This window comes from Fodinibius sp. (assembly GCF_041642155.1).
In the GTDB taxonomy this organism is placed as follows: domain Bacteria; phylum Bacteroidota; class Rhodothermia; order Balneolales; family Balneolaceae; genus Fodinibius.
The window spans coordinates 1-2,706 of the sequence record NZ_JBEPWZ010000360.1; the positions used below are offsets into that span (position 1 = coordinate 1).

Here is a 2,706-nt window from a genome sequence, read left to right on the forward strand (position 1 = left end):
CTTCCAACCTGCTATCTATATCATCCGTTACCTGGTTGTCGGTTCCGTAATCCACCCCCCAGTCGTCATAGATGGGAAAGGAGCCATAATCATAGAATTGATTGACATAGGCCTCCAGATCATTCGGCTGTTTGAAATAATCCGCAGATGATATTTGATCTTTAGGCGTTCTCGTCAGAAAGCCATCATCACAGGCACTAATAACAATACTAAACGCGATTACACCGATAACTGCTTGTAAATATTTCATAACTGGTAGATATGATTCTAAAATTCTAAGTTAACACCAACCGAAAGCGTACGTGATATCGGATAAATAACACCCGACCTGCTATATCCGCCTTCCGAAGGTTCCGAGGCAATGGCTGTCTCGGGATCCATCACTTTGGGCAGCGATTTAAGGGTAAGCAAATTCGATCCCGCAAAATAGATCTTGGCACGTTGAATCTGAAATCTGTTCAAAAAAGCATTGGGGACCGAATACCCTATTCTCAAATTCCTTAACCTCAGGTAAGAAGCATCGAGAACATATTTGGACTGGGTTTGACGATTCTTTGAGATCTCACCACTAAAGTAGGGTTTGGGAAAATAAGCATCAGTATTAGGACCCAGCCGGCCGGTTTCATCTTCGGGCCGCCAGTAGTCCAGATTTTTTGACCCTTCATATACCCCGGAACCGTTGGGCGAGGAGTTCAAGCCCCAGAACACCAGCGATGAACTTCCCGGATGGTAATCACGCTTGGCCACCCCCTGCCACAGCATACTGAAATCAAACCATTTCCAGTTGAATCCCGCCTGCAGGCCAATATTATACCGGGGAGAAGTATTTCCAATCACGCTCAGGTCTCCGTGATCATCCAGCGTTCTCGAACCTTCCGAAATAGCTCCGTCCCCGTCCAGGTCCACATACTTCATGTCCCCCGGACCCCAGCTGCTGTAGAGTTCCGACTGGTCGGGCATTTCCTCGCCTTCAGACTGAATTATTCCCCCTGTCTTGTAGCCCCAGATCTCGCCAACCTCTTTCCCCTCATACCAGGTGTCAATCAGCCCATTTTCATTTTTATACTCCAGGATGGTCGTCTTATTGTCCCCCAGACTCGCCCTGACGTTATAGGAGAAATCAGGGGAAAGGCGGTCATTCCATCGCAGTGCTATTTCATAGCCCCTGGTCTCCAGCGTAGCATTATTCATTTCCGGTGCACTCGTGCCCAGTACACCTGGAAGCGACTCGGAGGGACCAATCATATCACTGGTTTTCCTGTGGAACCAGTCAAACGTTACATCCAGGCGGTTGTCAAGGAACTCCGCATCGAAGCCAACATTCGTTGTTGTTATGGTTTCCCAAGTCAAATTATTGCTAATGAGTCCCGGCGTGTTTGCATAGGGAGGCCGCTCCCCGCCGATAATCCAGGGCGCCTCGCTTTGAACGGACACATTGGACAGGTACAGATAATTAGCAACCTGCTGGTTCCCCAGAGAGCCGTAGGAAGCCCTGAGTTTCAGGAAATTGACATATTGTTTTACCGGTTCCCAGAAATCCTCTTCTGAAATTCTGTAGCCAACCGCGCCCGATGGAAACAGCCCCCACCGGTCGTCCTCGGCAAAACGGGACGACCCGTTATACCGTCCACTGATTTCAATCAGATACTTCTCGTCATAGTTATAATTCAGGCGCCCGAAAATACCGCGGGTAGCCCAGTGAGACTGAGCATCATCAACGGTGGTCTGACCTAAAGAGGTACTAATAGACGGCACTTCTGTTGTTATTAATTCACTTCCCCGCCCATACAGACTGGCATAGGTGTTGTCCTCCTGCTCAAATCCGACCATCGCCTTAAAATAATGGCTTTCAAGGGTATTTTCATAAGAAGTGCGTACATTAAATTTCCTGTAATTTGGTTTTGCGAACCGTACTTCATGGGCGGTACCCGGCTTGCCAATATTATCAAATTCCCCATTTCCAAGCTCTACCATGACGGGCTGCGGATTCCTGGTATTTCTGAACTGTTCCAGGTTGTAATTATAAGTGAAGGTGGTCAGCCAACCTTCCACAGGCTCAATCTCTGTACTCAAATTCAGCCAGAAGTCATTATTCTCCGTCTGGTCTCTTCCGGCATCCTGTAAGTTCCGTATATGGCCGTGCTGAATGGTCCCATTGATATTATACTTCGGGGTCATGGGACTGAAATTCATCATATTCAGGAAAAACCAATCTCTCTCAGCAGTCGTTATCCCTATTGGATAATCCGTTTTTGTCTGAATGAATTTACTGCTGAGATCAACACTGAGCCAATCGGTAACATCTGTCGTAAGATTTGCCAGGAAATTGTATCGTTTATAATAATCATACCCGTAGTTGTATATTCCGTTGTCTTCGTTATACCCGGCTGACAGAAAATACTGTATATCCTCACCGCCCCCATTTACGCTGAGATTGTGTTTCTGGCCAAACGAAAAGTCTTTTGTAAACTCATCGGGCCAGTCATAATTGGCATTGCCCTCATCCCGACCAGACCACAACGAGGATATGGGATTCTCCGGGTCATACTCATATTGGAAGTCGCCATTTATATAGCCTGTAATCCGGTCCATCTGCTCATCCGAATAGACAGCAGCTTCTCCCGCATTTCGTGCAGCCTGATTAAACGCCGTTGCCCAAATTAATGAACTTTCCTGATGAGGTAATGCGATGGGAGAATCAAACGA

1 protein-coding gene and 1 pseudogene are annotated in these 2,706 nt (G+C 47.2%); both read right to left on the reverse strand.

The features are described 5' to 3' along the window. A pseudogene (locus ACESLU_RS13895) lies at window positions 1-250 on the reverse strand (RagB/SusD family nutrient uptake outer membrane protein); the annotation flags it as partial. A 17-nt stretch (window positions 251-267) separates the two neighbouring features. Next, window positions 268-2,706, reverse strand: a 2,439-nt coding sequence (locus ACESLU_RS13900; RefSeq protein ID WP_372639232.1) for a SusC/RagA family TonB-linked outer membrane protein, incomplete at its 5' end; no start/stop codon positions are given.